The sequence below is a fragment of the Agromyces sp. S2-1-8 genome, assembly GCF_021129215.1.
Taxonomy (GTDB): Bacteria; Actinomycetota; Actinomycetes; order Actinomycetales; family Microbacteriaceae; genus Agromyces; species Agromyces chromiiresistens.
Genome location: NZ_JAJOLP010000001.1, coordinates 32,733 through 46,218 on the forward strand (window position 1 = coordinate 32,733; position 13,486 = coordinate 46,218).

Consider the following 13,486-nt stretch of genomic DNA (forward strand, 5'->3'; position numbering starts at 1 on the left):
CGGGGCCGGGGACGCGTCGAGCGTCCCCGGCCCCGGCCCCGGCCGCGTCAGCGCTGCGCCGCGATCAGGTCGCGATACCAGGCGAACGAGTCCTTGCGGGTGCGCTCCCCCGTCTCGAAGTCGACGTGCACGAGTCCGAACCGCTGCGTGTAGCCCTGCGCCCACTCGAAGTTGTCCATGAGCGACCACACGAAGTAGCCGCGCACGTCGACGCCGTGCTCGATCGCGTCGGCGACGGCGCGGAGGTGCCCGTCGAGGTAGGCGATGCGCTCGTCGTCGTGCACGGCCCGGCCGTCGTCTCCGGCGCCGTCGGCCGCAGGCACGACCTCGTCGGGGTACGACGCACCGTTCTCGGTGATCACGACGGGCGGCAGCGCGTCGCCGTAGTCGCGCTGCAGGCCGACGAGCAGCTCGCCGAACGCCGCCGGCACGACGGGCCAGTCGAATCCGGTGACCGGTGTGCCCTCGGGCGGCACGACCGGTTCGAACGGCAGCCCGGCCGCGGCGAACTCCGAGCCCTCGGCGGGCGCGGCGACGTACGTCGGGTTGTACGAGTTGACGCCGTAGAAGTCGAGCGGCGCCGAGATCGTCTCGAGGTCGCCGTCTTCGAGCCCCGGAAACGCGTCGAGCCCGAACGCGGACAGGTCGGGGTAGGCGCCCGTGAGCACTGGGTCGACGAAGATGCGGTTGTAGACCAGGTCGAACGCGCCCGCGGCCATGAGATCGGCCGGATCCGACGAGGCGGGCACGACGAGCGTGTGGTTGTTCGTGATGCCCACTTCGACCGAGCCCGACCGCGAACCCGAACCCGACGCCGCGCCGGCACGGATCGCCGCGACCGCGAGCCCGTGGCCGAGCAGCTGGTGGTGCACGGTCGGCAGCGCGCCGAGCATGAGCTGCCGTCCAGGCGCCTGGGTCCCGAGCGCGTAGCCCTCAAGCGTCGTCATCGCCGGCTCGTTGAGCGTGATCCACCGGCCGACCCGGTCGCCGAGCCGGTCGAGCACGAGGCCGACGTAGTCGGCGTACCGCGAGGCGGTGTCGCGCACGAGCCATCCCCCGGCGTCCTCGAGCGGCTGCGGCAGGTCCCAGTGGTAGAGCGTCGCGAGCGGGGCGATGCCGGCCTCGGCGAGCGCGTCGACGAACCGTTCGTAGTGGTCGAGCCCCGCGGCGTTCGCAGGTCCCGTGCCGCCGGGCTGCACGCGCGGCCACGAGATGGAGAACCGGTAGTCGGTCGCGCCGAGCTCGGCGAGCAGGGCGATGTCGTCGCGGTAGCGCCGATAGCTGTCGGCCGCGACGAGCGCGTTCGACCCGTCGATGACCCGCCCCGGCTCGGCGGTGAAGGTGTCCCAGATGCTCGGTCCGCGCCCGTCGGCCGTCGTCGACCCCTCGATCTGGAAGGCCGCCGTCGCCGCGCCCCACCGGAAGCCGCGCGGGAAGGTCGGCGGCGCGGCCGCCGCCCGGTCGTCCAGGGGTGCGTTCATGTCGGGTTCCGCCGTCTCTGCGTCGTCGCGAGGCGAGCGCCCGAGGCATCCCCGCCTTGTGGGTCAGATGACCCACTTCGGACGAGCCTAGCGATCCCGCCCTCGACGGGGAAGCCCCACCGGGGATTCCGACGCCGACGCGTCCGCCGCCGATTCCCCCGGCAGCGGCATGGTCGCGACATCGGGCCAGTCGAGTTCGCCCGACTCGAACTCGCCGGCGAGCGCGGCCATCCAGTCGCGCTCGGACGAAAGGCGCGCCCGCTCGAACTCGGTCTCGATGAGCAGGATGCGCGGCACGCCCCGTGCTTCGGCGAGATCCGCCGCGATCCGGGCGAGCGCCAGGTCGATCGCCGCGACCCGTGCCCGCAGCGCGGCGATCGCCTCGTCGCGACCGAGCACGCCCATGAACGAGAGCGCCGCGTACGCGAGCACGGCGTCGGGGTCGGGCGACGCGAGCAGCAGGGCGACCCGCCGGCGCAGCTCGGCGCGCCCGGGCTCGGTGATGGCGTACCGGACGCGCTCCGGACGCCCGGTGGGCTGCTCGGTGCCCGCCTCGACGACGAGTCCGGCTGCCTCGAGCTTCGCGACCGCGTGATAGAGGCTGCGGGGCAGTCCGCCGATGAAGTCCTTGCGCGTGTCGACGATGAACCGGTGCATGTCGTACGTGTGCCGGGGCCCCTGGCTCAGGAGCGCGAGCACCGCGAGGGCGGGAAGGTCGCGGTCTGATCGCTGCAGTCGGTCGCGGCTCGTCACCGCCCCAGCGTAATCCATTCAGCGCATTCTGCATTAGTGCATGTTGCACTAATGCAGAATGCATGCGATGCTGTCGGCATGAACGAGACGCAGACACCCATCGACTCCGACGCCGACCGCACCGCCGTGCTCGACGCACTCGAGCGCATCCGCTCCGCATGGGACTCGGGCGACGCGAGCGCGTACGCCGCCGAGTTCACCGACGACGCGAGCTACGTGATCTTCGCCGGCCTGGCGAGCCTCGGCCGCGAAGCCATCCGACGCGACCACGTCCCCGTCTTCGAGCAGTGGCAGCGGGGTTCGCGCATGGCCATGCGCGTGCTGGACCTGCGCCTCGTCGGCCCCGACGTCGCGATCGCGGTGACCGAGGGCGGCATCGGCAAGCGCGCACGAATCCGCCTCGACAAGATGCAGACCTTCGTCATGGTGCGCGAGGCCGACGCCTGGCGGTGCGCCGCGTTCCAGAACACCAGGAAGAACCGGCTCTTCATCACGATGAACCGGCTCGCGGCGCCGCGCGATCGCTGAGCGGGAGGTCCGCGATCGGCACCGGCCCGGCCGCGCCCGCGCGACGCACCACTTCTCCGCGCCCCCACCCCCGGCGTACGCTGTAACCGTCGGAGGGGGTTGCAATGCAGGCCACGGTGGGCGAACGCCTCTTCATCCACGGAAAGCAGGTCGGCCAGCCCGGCCGGCACGGCGAGATCCTCGAGGTCCGCGGCGAGGACGGCGGTCCGCCGTACCTCGTGCGCTTCGACGACGGACACGAGACGCTGCTCTACCCGGGCGCCGACTGCGAGCTCGAACCCGCCGCCGAGTGAACCTGTGCCGCGGCATTCCAGCGCCGGTCACGGTTCGGCCGACGGGATGGCTCGCGCTCGCGCCGCGCTAGCGTGGAAGGCATGTACCACTCCTATGCGGCGATCGGCGACAGCTTCACGGAGGGCGTCGGCGACGAGTTGCCCGACGGCAGCGTGCGCGGCTGGGCCGACTTCGTGGCGCTCGGCCTCGCACAGCACGCGCGCGAGCCGATCGGCTACGCGAACCTCGCGATCCGCGGGCGCAAGCTCGGCCCCATCATCGACGAGCAGCTCGGCGCCGCGATCGCGCTGAAGCCCGAGCTCCTGAGCTTCAACGGCGGCGGCAACGACATGCTGCGCCCCCGCATGGACGAGCAGGTGACGGCGACTCGCTTCCGCGACGCGATCCACCGCATTCGCGACGCCGGCATCCACGTGCTCATGCTGAGCGGGGCGAACCCGACCGAGCACCTGCCGATGGGCAAGGTCTTCGACGCCCGCGGCGCCCGGCTCACGGCCGCGCTCGTCGACCTCGGCACGCTCGAGGGCGTGACCTTCGTCGACAACTTCAACGACCGCGGGCTCCGCGACATCCGCTACTGGTCGCCCGACAAGCTGCACCTCAACGCCCTCGGTCACGCGCGCGTCGCCTCGAACGTGCTCACCGCGCTCGACGTGCCCGTGCCGCCCGAGTGGGGCGTCGAAGAGGTCGCAGCCGCCCCGCCCGGGCCGCGAAGCCGCAACACCGCCGCGTACTACCGCGAGTTCGTGCTGCCCTGGATCGGGCGCCGGCTCACCGGCCGCTCGTCGGGCGACGGCCGGGTCGCGAAACGCGCGACGCTCGAGGCGGTCGAGCCGGGCTGAGTGCGGGCGGGCGCCGGCGGCCGAGTGGGCGTCGCGTTCGGCGGCGCGCGGCTCAGGGCTCCAGCGCCTCCGAGACCGCGAGGCGATCCTCGAAGATCCGCTCACCGGTCCGCTCGAGCACTTCGACCACGTGGTCGGGGGCGCCCGACCTCCTGATGTGGTCGACCAGCACCGAGGTCGTCACCGGGAACTGCAGCCCGTCCAGATGGGACTGCACTCGCACCTCGTGCACCAGCACGCTCATCACCTCTCTCGTCGCTCAGGTTCTTCGTGGGAGGCGACGCGGGCGCTGCGGCATCGGCCGGGCGCCCGCGTCGCCGTGGGGATCAGGCGGTCACCGACTTGCGCCCGACCTCACCGGCCGACTCGATCGCGACCTTGCGCGGCTTGGCACGCTCGGCGATCGGGATAAGAACGCTGAGCACGCCGTTGTCGTAGCTGGCGCTGATGCCGTCGGGATCGACGTCGTCGCCGATCGTGAACTGCCGCATGTAGCTGCCGAACGGGCGCTCCTGCAGCATCCACCTGCTGTTCTCACCCGCGGCAGCCGACCGCTGGGCGCGGATCGTCAGCAGGTGCCCATCGACGTCGATGTCGATCGACCCGGGATCGATGCCCGGGAGGTCGGCATTGAGGAGGTAGCGGTCGCCCTCTCGGAAGAGGTCGACCGGCATCATCCTCGGCTGGCGACTGGTGTCGAAGATCGTCTGCGCGATCCGGTCGAGTTGGCTGAAGGGATCGAATGACATGGCCACGGTGAACTCCTTTCGTCGATGGTGGGATCTCTCGTCTGCGCGCCCGTCGCGCGGGGGATCGCGAGCCCTCCCGCCGACGTGCGCCGGGCGTGTCGGCGGCTGCGTCGAGGTCAGCGCCCGGCCGCGAGCGGCACGAGCGGGCGATCGGCCGGCCGTGAGCGCCGTCGTCGTCGACGACGTGCGCAGTCGCGCGACGATCGCCTCGAACTCGACGTCGACCCACGCCTGGTCGGCGAGCACCAGCTCGACGAACCCGGCCGTCGACGTCGCCGACATCTGCATCAACCCGGCCACCCCCGACCTCGACGGGCCGACCGATGGGTTACCCGTCATCGCTGATTGAGATTACCTACAGTGTTTGCAATAGATTTAATACACCAACTGCTTGACTTGTTTCAAGTCCCCGAGCAGACTTCCGAAGATGAACGATCGGGCGGGCGGCATGCCGCTGTACAGCATCGCGGTGGCGGCTCAACTCGTCGAGTTGCAGCCGGCCACCCTCCGCCTCTACGAGGAGAAGGGGCTGCTGACACCCGCCCGCACCGAGGGCGGCACCCGCCGGTACAGCGAAGACGACCTCGCGCTCGTGCGCCAGGTCGTGCGGCTCCAGGGCGACGGCATCAACCTCGCGGGCATCGGTCGCGTCCTCGCCCTCGAGCAGGAGAACGACGAGTTGCGCCGTCGGCTCGGGCGACGCCCCCGGCGCTGACGATCCCGCCCATCAGCGTGACGAGGCGACGGCGACGCCGCGCTCGATCGGGGGCATCCGTCGGTCGTGCCGATGACAATGCCCGGTGCGGATGCTGCTTCAGAAGCCGCGCCTACGCCCCGAGCACGTCGGCCACGAACGCGCGGGTGCGTCGCGCGAGCCCCTCGATGCGCTCGAGCTCGTGGGCGCTCGGCAGTACCTCCGACGGCGCGGCGGGCCGGCCGAGCCGCACCGTCTCCTGGCAGGCGAGGTCGCTGCAGATGTACGTGCCGATGCTGTCGCCGCGTTCGCCCGCCTCGCCCGCGCGCCGGGCGGAGAACAGCGCGACCTGGTCGCCGGGCTGGTGGGTGTGGCAGAGGTTGCACACGGCGGCGCGGTGCCGGGAGCCGGTGCGTTCCGACGCGCGCAGCACGACGCCGGCGGGCGAACCGTCGAGCTCGGTGACGAGGTAGCCCCGCTCGGCGATGCGCGGGTCGCGCCAGGCGAACGCGTCGAGGTGCGCCCACTCGGTGACGAAGAACTTGACCGGCAGCGACAGCTGGGCGATCTCCGCCTGGCTGGCGTTGCCGAGCGCGGACTTGACGTCGGACTCGACCAGTGGCTGCATCGGTCTCCCCTCGTGCGACTCCCCCAGTCTACGAACGGCGCATTCAGTCGACGAACGCCTCATCCTCGCGACCCGACGACCACTCACCGTAGGTCATCCGATCGTTCCCGGGCGGGTCGATCATCACGAGCTCCCACTCGACGCCCTCGGCGTCGGGCAGCCAGGAGACGACGATCACGTCGCGCTCACCCGATCCGCGCGGTCGGCGGGCGCCGAGCTCGGTCGCCGCGTACTGCACGACGATGCCGTGCTCGGCGAACCGCTCGCGCGAGGCGCACTCGCCGCGCTCGACGAGGTTCGTGCCGCCGATCGGAATCACCGAGAGGCAGACCTGGTCGGCGCCGTTGAGGTACACCCAGAACCCGCGGCCGAACAGCTCGTCGAGCTTGCGCACGGTGTCGGCCTGGGCGCCGAGGGCCACGACGAGGCTCTCGTCCTCCGGCTGCTGCGGCCGATCGAACACCGCGAGTCCGCGCGGCGGCGCGAGCGCCGCGTCGAGCGCGACGGCTCCGACCGCCGCGAACACGCCGAGCACTCCTGCGATCGCGAGCACGCCGGGCCACCGGCGAGGACGCAACGCCGCCGCCGCTGGCGGGTTCGGAGATTCGTCGCGCCGCGCGGCGACGGGGGCATCCGCGCCCGGCGCATCGCCGGATTCCCCGGATCCGGCATCAGGGGCGGGTGCCGCCGTGCGGGATGCCGCGGCCCGGCGCTGCTCCGACCGCCGGGCGAGTTCGGCCTCGACGCGTTCGAGCTCGATCGCGGCATCCGTCTCGTAACCGTCGGGGGTTCCGTAGACGACGCGCCGCAGCGCGTCGGCACGCGCCTCGAGTTCAGCATCGTCGCCCGTCACTGGGAGCCTCCGCTCCCGACGCTAGTCCGCGGCGATCGTCGCGGCCAGCCCCCGTTCGGCGGGCGTCTCAGGCGAAGTCGAACGCGGCCCGGGGGCGGTCGTCGACGAGCGGGTGCCAGCCCTCGGGACCGCGGTCGTACGCGTGCGCCGGTCCGTCGGCGACGAGCTTCGCGAGGGCGGCGAGGAAGCGGTCGACGTCGTCGGTCGTGGAGCCCGCGCCGAGGCTCGCGCGCAAGCCGTTCGAGCGGCTGCCGACTCGGTCGAAGAAGGGGTGGGCGCAGAACCGGCCGGCGCGCACCGAGATGCCGTGCTCGGCCCCGAGCGCGGCGGCCAGCAACCCGACCGAACCCTGCTCGAGCTCGATCGTCGCGATGCCGAGGCGGTCATCCGCGTCGCTGAACCCGCGCACGACCCGGATGCCGCGCTGCGACGCGAGCCCCGCGTGCAGCCGCTCGGTCAGCGCCCGCTCGTGCGCTTCGCGGGCGGGTTCGCCGAGGTGCTCGAACTCGGTGAGCGCGCGGGCGATCGCGACGATGCCGACGACGTTCGGCGTGCCGGCCTCGTGGCGGGCGGCGCCGTGCTTCCATTCGACGCGGTCGAGGCGAACGTGCTCGACGGCGCCGCCGCCGGCGAGGTGGGCGGGCGCCGCGTCGAGCCAATCGGCGCGGCCCACGAGCGCACCGGCCCCGAACGGCGCGTAGGCCTTGTGACCCGAGAAGGCGAGGTAGTCGATGCCCGATGCCTCGAGCGAGACCCGACGGTGCGGCAGCAGTTGCGCGGCGTCGACGGCGATGCGGGCGCCGTGCGCGTGGGCGATCCGCGCGAGCCGGTCGATCGGCAGCACCTCGCCGGTGACGTTGGACGCGCCCGTGACGGTGAGGAGCGCCGCGGGACATCGGGCGAGCTCGGCGTCGAGCGCATCGATGGTCTCGGCGATCGTCGGCCGTGCGACGACGACGCGGCGGGCGCCGTCGCGCCAGGGCAGCAGGTTCGCGTGGTGCTCGAGGTCGAGCACGACGGTGTCGCCCGGCACCGCGGCCGCGAGCAGGTTGAGCGCGTCGGTCGTGTTGCGGGTGAACACGACGAGGTCGTCATCGCGGGCGCCGACATGGCGGGCGACGGTCGCACGGGCGCCCTCGACGAGCGCCGTGGTCTGCTGCGACGGGTACCCGGTGCCGCGGTGCACGCTCGCGTAGTACGGCAGCACCCGGGCGACCTGCTCGGCGACGACGGTGAACGCCGGCGCCGAAGCGGCCACATCGAGGTTGACGTGGCAGACGGTGCGGCCGCCGAGCACCGGCACCTCGAGCCCGGCGTCGGCGAGCGGGGCGAGCGGTGCGGATCCGTCGGGGAGCGAGGGCACCGCACCGGCCGTCATGCTCGCCGCCTCCGACGTGCGCGCGGGGCGGACGGCGGCCTGTTCGGTGGCGATCACGGAAGTCTCCTCGGTGCGTGGTGGGTCGAGGCTACGAGCCGCCCGTGACCGCCTCAACCCTTGCCGTCGCGCACCGTCACGCCGCGCAACATTCGGACACAATCGGCTCAGGCCGCGGGCGGGGTGGGCTCGCCGAGCGAGAGCATGAGCCGATTCGCCCAGTTGAAGAACGCCGCGGAATGGATGACGTCGGAGACGGCCTGCTCATCGAGGCCGACCTCGCGGAGCGCGTCGAGATGGCGCCGCTCGAGCCGCGGCGGCGTGGCCGCGAGCGCGACCGCGGCGTCGATGACGGCCCGCCATGCGGCATCCTGCTCGCCGCCCGTGCCCTCGTCGAGCAGCCGCTGCACGTCGTCGTGGCGCTTGGAATGGTGCGTCGCGAAGCGCGCGTGCACCGAGGCGCAGAAGATGCAGCCGTTGAACCGGCTCGTCGCGGCGGCGGCGAGCTCGCGCTCGGCGCGCGGCAGGCCGTCCTTCGCGTTGTAGAAGATGTCCTTGTCGGTGAGGGTGCGCGCCCTCAGGATGTCGGGGTCGCGCGCGAGCAGCCTGAAGTAGTCGCTCTTCGCACGGGCGCGGTCGACGAGCCCCTCGTACTGGCGTTCGGTGAGACCCGCCTCGTCGGCCGGTTCGAGCCACGGCGTCCAGCCGAGCTCGTCCTGGGTGAAGCGATCAGGGGTGGATGCCTCGGGGTGGGCGACGACCGCGTCGTCGACGGCCTGGTCGGTGATGGTCTGGTCGGTCATGCTGCGTCCTCCGTGTCGAGCAGGCGGAGCCCGGCCGCGACGCGCAACTGGAACGCGAGGAACGACACGAGCTGGGAGAGGGTGACGATGCCGTCGGTCGACCAGCCGGCCGCGGCGAGCGCGCCGAGCGCCCCGGGCGACGACTCCCGCGGGCGGAACACGAGCAGGTGCGCGTGCTCGAGCGCCGCGGTGAGCCGGGTGCCGAGCACCGTGCGGGCGGGGTCGTCGGCCGCGACCCCGAGGCGCAGGCCGTCGCGGTCCTCGGCGGTGAGCGGGCCTGCCGGGTACGCGCCGTACGGACCGGTCGTGCGCACCGAGGCGGCGAGGTCGGTCGTCGCGTCGACGAGGGCGTCGCCGCCCGCGTCGCGGGCGAGTGCGGCGTAGTGCGCGGCCGCGACCTCGTCGTCGTGCAGGATCGAGACGAACTGGGCGACCGCGGCGCGTTCGGCGAGACTCGCGTGCGTCTCGTCGATCGCGGTGAAGAGGGCGTCGTAGCTCGCCTGGGCGTTGTCGCGGGTCGCGGGGCGGTGCCGGCGCAGCGCGTCGACGGCGCTGCCGGGCGTCACCCCCGCGAGCCGGTCGATGAGGTCGGTCATGTCGGTGCCTTTCTGTCGTAGTCGTTCGTTGCCGGTCTTGGTCGGTCGTTGCCGACCTGGTCGTTCGCTGCCGACGGAAGGATCCCGCTCCTCAGCGGGTTCGGTCATGTGGTCGCCCTCTCCCGAGTGAGGCGCGGGGCCGAATGGCGAACGGCCGGCCGGCCCGTTCCTCGCCCGCGCGAGTGGGTGCGTTCAACCGGCGAGGGCGTGCGAGCGTGCGCCCCAGCCGAGCGCGGGCGCGACCTCGCGGGCGATGAGCTCGATCGAGCGCAGCACGAGCTCGTGCGGTGGGTCGACCGAGTGCACCTGGAACGCGACCTCGGTCGCCTGCGCGGCGACCGTGTCGCGCGAGAGCGACTCGATCACCTCGTCGACCGTGCCGACGTGGGTGTCGTACGCGGCGATGAGGTCGTCGAGGGTGTCGCCGAGGGGCGGCTGGCCCATGCGGGTGAAGCCCACGGCGGCGCGACGCAAGCCGATCTCGGCGTGGCGCCTCGCCTCGTCGCGCGAGTCGGCGACGAAGAGCGTGCGCGACGCGAGGATGCGCGGCGGCACCCCGTGCGGCAGCGCCTCGAGGTACGCGTCGATCACGGGCTGCTGCACCTGCGAGAGGCTCGCACCCGGGGCATCCGCAGACCGGGGCTGGGTGCGGGAGAGCATGAGGCCGTGCCCCGCGCGCCCGGCTCGGGTGCCGCCGAACGCCGAGAACGTGGCCTGCCAGACCCGGCCGAGCAGGTCGCGACCCGGCGGTTGCAGACGGTTCGCGTCGTCGCCGAGCGCGCCGCCGGCGAGGGCCGCGACGAGCGCATCGATCTTCTCGCCGAAGACCCGGCCGCGATCCTCCGAGCGCTCGCCGAAGGCGAGGAACGACGCGGGCGTCGAACCCGACCCGAGCCCCAGCTCGGCGCGGCCGCCCGACAGGAGGTCGAGCACGACCGCGTCTTCGGCGACCCGCACGGGGTCTTCGAGCGGCAGCGTCACGACCCCCGTGCCGAGCCGGATGCGCGAGGTCTGCGCCGCGACGTGGGCGAGGAAGACGAACGGCGACGGCAGCCCGCCCTCCGCGGCGTGGAAGTGGTGCTGCGCCACCCATGCCGAGTCGAAGCCGTGCCGCTCCGCGGCGACGACCTGCTCGGTCGCGATGCGGTAGCGCTCGGCCGCGCCGGCGTCGTCGAGGAGCCTGGTGAAGAATCCGATGCGGGTCATGCGAGGGCCTTTCCGGTCGGGACGGCGGGAGGGACGGCGGGAGCGGATGGAGCGGGCGTCGCGACGGCAGCGACCGCCGCGCGTCGGGGCACCGCGTCGAGCAGCTCCCGGGTGTAGGCGTGCTGCGGCGCTCGGAAGACCTGCTCGGTGGCGCCCTGCTCGACGATGCGCCCGCGGCGCATCACCGACACCGAGTGGCTGATGCGGGCGACGACCGCGAGGTCGTGCGAGATGAAGAGGTAGCTGAGCCCGAGCTCGTCCTGCAGCTGCTCGAGCAGCTCCAGGATGCGGGCCTGCACGGTGACGTCGAGCGCCGAGACGGCCTCGTCGAGGATGACGAGTTCGGGCTCGGGCGCGAGCGCACGGGCGATCGCGACGCGCTGCCGTTGCCCGCCCGACAGCTCGGCCGGGCGACGTCCGGCGACGTCGGCCGGAAGGGCGACGCGGTCGATGAGCCGGCGCGCGGTCGCGGCGCGGGTGGCGCGATCGCCGACGCCGAAGTTGCGCAGCGGCTCCGAGATGATCTCGGCGACCGTCTGGCGCGGGTCGAGCGACGCGAACGGGTTCTGGTAGACGAGTTGCACTCGGCGGCGGAACTCCCGCTTCGCGGACCCGGCGAGCGCCGTCGCGTCGGCGCCGCCGAGCGACACCGCGCCCGCGTCGGGCGCCGCGAACCGGGCGATGATGCGGGCCGTCGTGGTCTTGCCCGAGCCGGACTCCCCCACGATCGCGTGCGTCGTGCCGCGCAGCACCTGGAACGACACGTCGTCGACGGCGCGGAACGCCGGCCGCCGGCGCCCGAGCGAGAACTCCTTCACGAGACCGGATGCCTCGAGGACGAACGGGTTCTCGGCGGCGGCGACGCCCGGGTCGCGGAGGAAGAGCGGCGGCCTCGGGTGCCGGAACGCGTGCTCGGCGAGCCCCGGCGCGTCGGCGAGCAGCCGGCGCGTGTACGACTCGCCGGGCGCATCGAGCACGGCTTCGGTCGCGCCCTGCTCGACGATGCGACCGTGCTGCATGACCACGATGCGTTCGGCGCGCTCGGCGGCGACGCCGAGGTCGTGCGTCACGAGCAGCACCGCCGTGCCGTGCTCGCGGCGCAGCTCGTCGATGAGGTCGAGGATGCGCCGCTGCACGGTCACGTCGAGCGCGCTCGTCGGCTCGTCGGCGATCACGAGCTCGGGCGAGAGCGCGACCGCGTTGGCGATGAGCACCCGCTGCCGCATGCCGCCCGACAGCTCGTGCGGGTACTGCTTCGCCCGCAGCGCCGGGTCGTCGAGGCCGACGCGTTCGAGCAGCTCGAGCACGCGCCCGCGGATGCTACGACGGTCGCCCCGCCCGTGGATGCGGAACGTCTCTGCGAGCTGCACGCCGATCGGCCGCACGGGGTTGAGCGACGAAACCGGGTCCTGCGGGATGTAGCCGATGCGCGCGCCGCGCACCGACTCGAGGCGGCGGTCGCTCCAGCCTGCGATGTCGGTACCCGACAGCCGGATCGCACCGCCGAGGGCGCGGCCTCCCTCGGGCAGCAGGCCGAGCACGGCGCTCGAGGTCGTCGTCTTGCCCGAGCCCGATTCGCCGACGAGGGCGACGACCTCGCCCGGCTGCACGTCCAACGACACGTCGTGCACGACGGGTCGCACGCCGTCGCGGGTGCGGTAGCCGACGTCGAGGTGCTCGATCGAGAGCAGCGGGGCGGTGGCGGTCATCGGGTCCTCCCGAGGGCGTGGCTGATGCGGTTGGCGCTGAGCACGACCGCGACGACGACGAGGCCGGGCAGCACGGTGAGCCACCACGAGGTCGCGACGTAGTTGCGCCCCTCCGCGATGAGCAGGCCCCACTCGGGCGTCGGCGGCGGCGCGCCGTAGCCGAGGAAGCCGAGCGTCGAGATCGCGAGGATCGCGGTGCCGAACTGCAGCGCTGCGAGGCCGACGACGGCGGTCAGCGAATTCGGCAGCACATGGCGGAAGAGCACCGCGTGCAGTCGGGCGCCCGAGCCGAACGCCGCCTCGACGTAGTCGGCCTGGCGCACTCGCACCACTTCCGAGCGCGACAGCCGGGCGAACGCGGCGACCGAGCCGACGCCGACGGCGATCGCGGCGTTCACGGTGCCGAAGCCGAGCAGGATGATGATGCTGAGCGCGAGCAGCAGCCCGGGGATCGCGAGCAGCACGTCGACGAGACGCATGACGACCGCGTCGACCGCGCCGCCGAGCGAGCCCGCGAGCACGCCGAGCAGGGTGCCGCCGACGAGGCCGACGGTGACGGCGACGAAGGCGCCCGAGAGCGAGTGCACCGCGCCGTGCACGACCCGCGTGAAGAGGTCGCGGCCGATGGCGTCGGTGCCGAACAGGTGGGCGCCGCTCGGCGCCTGCAGCTTCTCGGCGGGCACGCCCGCGAGCGGGTCCTGCCCGGTGAACAGCCATGGCACGATCGCCCACGCGATCACGACGGCGATCACGGTCCACGCCACCACGAGCCCAGGCCGGATGCCCCGGAGCCGGCGCCGCACGTCGGCCGCTCGGGGAGCGCCCGACGGAGGAGGCCCCGCTGCCGCCGGTCGAGGAGCGTCCGGCGACGGAGGCCGCGCCTCGAGAACCTCCGACCGGGGCCCGGTCGTGACGGGGCTCGGCGCGCTCGCCACGCTCCCACCTCTGCCGCCGGCCTCGACCGACTCGCGCACG

The 13,486-nt window shown here is 73.1% G+C and carries 17 protein-coding genes; 5 read left to right on the top strand and 12 right to left on the bottom strand.

Features of this window, described 5'->3' with window-relative positions; genetic code table 11:
* Window positions 1-47: 47 nt before the first annotated feature.
* Together LR269_RS00125 and LR269_RS00130 are read right to left on the bottom strand one after the other, a co-directional pair.
* Window positions 48-1,481 (bottom strand): GH1 family beta-glucosidase, encoded by a 1,434-nt coding sequence (locus tag LR269_RS00125; protein WP_231428688.1) that lies wholly within the window; start codon window positions 1,479-1,481, stop codon window positions 48-50.
* An 87-nt stretch (window positions 1,482-1,568) separates the two neighbouring features.
* Window positions 1,569-2,252, bottom strand: coding sequence for a PadR family transcriptional regulator (locus LR269_RS00130; protein WP_231428689.1), 684 nt, complete (start codon window positions 2,250-2,252; stop codon window positions 1,569-1,571).
* Window positions 2,253-2,312: 60 nt separating this feature from the next.
* Here LR269_RS00130 and LR269_RS00135 point away from each other — a divergent pair, with 60 nt between their 5' ends.
* The 3 genes from LR269_RS00135 (at window position 2,313) to LR269_RS00145 (ending at window position 3,898) form a co-directional block, all read left to right on the top strand.
* A complete protein-coding gene (locus LR269_RS00135) occupies window positions 2,313-2,762 on the top strand; it encodes an SgcJ/EcaC family oxidoreductase (protein WP_231428690.1) in 450 nt (149 codons plus the stop codon).
* Window positions 2,763-2,866: 104 nt separating this feature from the next.
* Window positions 2,867-3,055, top strand: coding sequence for a DUF1918 domain-containing protein (locus tag LR269_RS00140; RefSeq protein WP_231428691.1), 189 nt, complete (start codon window positions 2,867-2,869; stop codon window positions 3,053-3,055).
* 81 nt (window positions 3,056-3,136) lie between these two features.
* Complete coding sequence (locus LR269_RS00145; RefSeq protein ID WP_231428692.1) at window positions 3,137-3,898, top strand: SGNH/GDSL hydrolase family protein; 762 nt, start codon at window positions 3,137-3,139, stop codon at window positions 3,896-3,898.
* Window positions 3,899-3,950: 52 nt separating this feature from the next.
* Here the strand turns inward: LR269_RS00145 and LR269_RS00150 are convergent, their stop codons facing one another.
* Together LR269_RS00150 and LR269_RS00155 are read right to left on the bottom strand one after the other, a co-directional pair.
* Window positions 3,951-4,142, bottom strand: a complete 192-nt coding sequence (locus LR269_RS00150; RefSeq protein ID WP_231428693.1) for a DUF2795 domain-containing protein — start codon at window positions 4,140-4,142, stop codon at window positions 3,951-3,953.
* Between the two features lie 82 nt (window positions 4,143-4,224).
* Entirely contained in the window at window positions 4,225-4,653 is a 429-nt protein-coding gene (locus LR269_RS00155) for an Hsp20/alpha crystallin family protein (RefSeq protein WP_231428694.1), read from the bottom strand.
* A gap of 154 nt (window positions 4,654-4,807) precedes the next feature.
* Between LR269_RS00155 and LR269_RS00160 the strand changes: the two genes are divergently transcribed.
* Together LR269_RS00160 and LR269_RS00165 are read left to right on the top strand one after the other, a co-directional pair.
* Window positions 4,808-4,996 carry a hypothetical protein gene (locus tag LR269_RS00160; RefSeq protein WP_231428695.1) on the top strand — a complete coding sequence of 63 codons (189 nt, stop codon included), beginning with the start codon at window positions 4,808-4,810 and terminating at the stop codon, window positions 4,994-4,996.
* A gap of 78 nt (window positions 4,997-5,074) precedes the next feature.
* On the top strand, window positions 5,075-5,362 hold the full coding sequence (locus LR269_RS00165; protein ID WP_231428696.1) for a MerR family transcriptional regulator: 288 nt from the start codon (window positions 5,075-5,077) through the stop codon (window positions 5,360-5,362).
* Window positions 5,363-5,474: 112 nt separating this feature from the next.
* On the opposite strand, the gene LR269_RS00170 is transcribed toward LR269_RS00165, so the two are convergent.
* From LR269_RS00170 to LR269_RS00205, 8 genes are all read right to left on the bottom strand, one after another.
* Window positions 5,475-5,969 (bottom strand): FBP domain-containing protein, encoded by a 495-nt coding sequence (locus tag LR269_RS00170; RefSeq protein WP_231428697.1) that lies wholly within the window; start codon window positions 5,967-5,969, stop codon window positions 5,475-5,477.
* Window positions 5,970-6,012: 43 nt separating this feature from the next.
* Entirely contained in the window at window positions 6,013-6,822 is an 810-nt protein-coding gene (locus LR269_RS00175; protein ID WP_231428698.1) for a hypothetical protein, read from the bottom strand.
* 67 nt (window positions 6,823-6,889) lie between these two features.
* Entirely contained in the window at window positions 6,890-8,257 is a 1,368-nt protein-coding gene (locus LR269_RS00180; protein WP_231428699.1) for an aminotransferase class V-fold PLP-dependent enzyme, read from the bottom strand.
* A gap of 107 nt (window positions 8,258-8,364) precedes the next feature.
* On the bottom strand, window positions 8,365-9,000 hold the full coding sequence (locus LR269_RS00185; RefSeq protein ID WP_231428700.1) for an alkylhydroperoxidase domain protein: 636 nt from the start codon (window positions 8,998-9,000) through the stop codon (window positions 8,365-8,367).
* The gene (locus LR269_RS00190) at window positions 8,997-9,596 is read right to left on the bottom strand and encodes a CMD domain protein (protein WP_231428701.1); all 600 of its coding nucleotides are present in this window, start codon (window positions 9,594-9,596) and stop codon (window positions 8,997-8,999) included. Before LR269_RS00190 ends, LR269_RS00185 begins: the two co-directional genes overlap by 4 nt.
* Window positions 9,597-9,788: 192 nt before the next feature.
* Window positions 9,789-10,802: a putative FMN-dependent luciferase-like monooxygenase gene (locus LR269_RS00195; RefSeq protein ID WP_231428702.1), complete on the bottom strand. Its 1,014-nt coding sequence runs from the start codon at window positions 10,800-10,802 to the stop codon at window positions 9,789-9,791.
* Window positions 10,799-12,511 (bottom strand): ABC transporter ATP-binding protein, encoded by a 1,713-nt coding sequence (locus LR269_RS00200; protein ID WP_231428703.1) that lies wholly within the window; start codon window positions 12,509-12,511, stop codon window positions 10,799-10,801. Before LR269_RS00200 ends, LR269_RS00195 begins: the two co-directional genes overlap by 4 nt.
* On the bottom strand, window positions 12,508-13,275 hold the full coding sequence (locus LR269_RS00205; RefSeq protein WP_374201052.1) for an ABC transporter permease: 768 nt from the start codon (window positions 13,273-13,275) through the stop codon (window positions 12,508-12,510). Before LR269_RS00205 ends, LR269_RS00200 begins: the two co-directional genes overlap by 4 nt.
* Window positions 13,276-13,486: the final 211 nt, after the last annotated feature.